General features: G+C 65.7%; 3 protein-coding genes. 2 read left to right on the top strand and 1 reads right to left on the bottom strand.

Annotated elements, in window-relative coordinates:
- Together CAPSK01_RS01225 and CAPSK01_RS01220 are read left to right on the top strand one after the other, a co-directional pair.
- On the top strand, nucleotides 1-494 hold a 494-nt coding region (locus tag CAPSK01_RS01225), incomplete at its 5' end, for a TIGR04282 family arsenosugar biosynthesis glycosyltransferase (protein ID WP_273702844.1).
- Nucleotides 482-1255 (top strand): DUF3047 domain-containing protein, encoded by a 774-nt coding sequence (locus CAPSK01_RS01220; RefSeq protein WP_034921300.1) that lies wholly within the window; start codon nucleotides 482-484, stop codon nucleotides 1253-1255. The genes CAPSK01_RS01225 and CAPSK01_RS01220, both read left to right, overlap by 13 nt.
- Before the next feature lie 129 nt (nucleotides 1256-1384).
- Here CAPSK01_RS01220 and CAPSK01_RS01215 read toward each other — a convergent pair.
- On the bottom strand, nucleotides 1385-1805 hold a 421-nt coding region (locus CAPSK01_RS01215; protein ID WP_034921296.1), incomplete at its 5' end, for a transporter.

Here is a 1805-nt window from a genome sequence, read left to right as displayed (position 1 = left end):
AGCGTGCAGCGCTCGGCAGGGTGACGCTTTGGGGAGCGCCGGACGACCAGCAGCGCTTCTTTCGCGCCGTGCAACGCGCTTGCGGCGTCGATCTGCGCAGCCAGTCGGGCTCTGACCTTGGCGCACGCATGGCAGCGGCCTTTGTGGCGCAGGCCGGACCATTGCTGCTGATCGGCAGCGATTGTCCGGCGCTGCAGCCGGCACATCTTGTGGCGGCCGCCCAGGTCCTGCTCGACGAGCACCCGCACGGCAAGGATGCGGTGTTCATCCCCGCCGAAGATGGCGGTTACGTGCTCGTTGGCCTGCGTTGTCCGCAGCCACCACTTTTCGAGGCCATCGAGTGGGGGAGCGAGCGGGTCATGGCACAAACGCGGCACCGCCTGTCCGGGTTGGGGCTGAGCTGGGCCGAGCTGCCCCGGCTGTGGGACGTCGATCGGCCAGCCGACCTGCTGCGCCTGGCCACGCTGGAAGGATTCATCGAATGGAACCGATGAAGCCCGGACGCCGGCGGGCCGCACTGGCGCTGCTGAGCACCCCGCTCATCGGTGTTGTCGGCGGTTTTTCGGTGCTGCCGGCACGTGCCGATGCCTGGCGCGTCGCGCTGCCGAGGTTTTCTGGCGGGCTACCGGGAAATCATTTGCCGAAGGAATGGCTGCACCAGACCTTGCCCTCGGTCGAACGGCCGAACCGTTTCGATCTGCTGACCGATGATGGCGTCACGGTGTTGCGGGTGATCTCCGATCGCTCGGCGTCGAGCCTGGCAATCGCACAGCGCATCGACCCGGCAGCGACGCCCTTGCTCAGATGGCGCTGGCGGGTTTCCAACGCGGTTGCGGGCTCGGATCTGCGGCGCAAGGCCGGTGATGATTACGCCGCGCGTGTCTATGTTCTGTTCGACCTGCCCGCCGAGCGGCTCAGCGTCGGTGACCGCATGAAGATCGCTGCAGCGCGTGTCCTGTACGGCGCCGATCTACCGGCAGCAGCCCTATGCTACGTATGGGGTACGGCACAGGCTGCCGGCGAGTCGGGATGGAATGCCTATAGCGACCGCCTGCGGATGATCGTCGTCGATTCCGGCAACGCCCATGCCGGACAGTGGCGGGCGGTCGTTCGCGATGTTGCCGCCGATTTTCGTGCCGCCTTCGGCGATCCGCTGCCGGCGATCTCGGGGGTCGCTCTCGCCGCCGACACCGATAACACCGGCGAGCGAGTCGAGGCACGCTTCAGCGATCTGTGGTTCGAGGCGCGGCCATGAATGGGAAGAATCAATGAAGCTCTCCGGGACCGGCGATCGCCAGGGTCGCGGCTGATCACCGATGAGCGCGCAAGGCCGGAGCCCGTCCTGCATCAGGATGGGGCTCCGGCCCGTCGTTGCTGCAGCAGCTTACTGCGTCTGCTGAATGCCGGCGACCACCCAACCGGAATGGCCGTCGCGAGGCTTGACCAAGTGCCAGATCTCGTCGAAAGGCTCTGCGGCAGCGTCCTGGTCTTCGCGGATCAAACCGTTGAAGCGCGTGCTGACGATATAGCGGTCTGGCTCTTCTGCGACATCGAGCACAACTGCCTCGACACTGACGACATCGGTTTCCTGCTTGGCATGGCCACGCTCGCGAATGTTCAGGCTGATCTCGGCAAACATTTCCGGCGTAGTGAATGCACGGATGTCGTCGAGATTGCCGGCATCGTTGGCGGCTTGCAGACGAATGAAGCTGACCTTGGCGTTGCGCACGAAACCGGCAAGGTCGAAGTCGGCCGGGATGTGACCGGCGACGGCGGCGGGTGCACTACTGCCACTGGCGGTTGGC

This window comes from Candidatus Accumulibacter vicinus, assembly GCF_000584955.1.
GTDB lineage: Bacteria > Pseudomonadota > Gammaproteobacteria > Burkholderiales > Rhodocyclaceae > Accumulibacter > Accumulibacter vicinus.
Note: the sequence above shows the minus strand (reverse complement) of the source record. Positions and strands in the feature narration are given on the sequence as shown.

Bases quoted from the DNA above. Each gene is read 5' to 3' on its own strand.
- CAPSK01_RS01220 (WP_034921300.1), top strand. From the start codon at position 482: ATGGAACCGATGAAGCCCGGACGCCGGCGGGCCGCACTGGCGCTGCTG.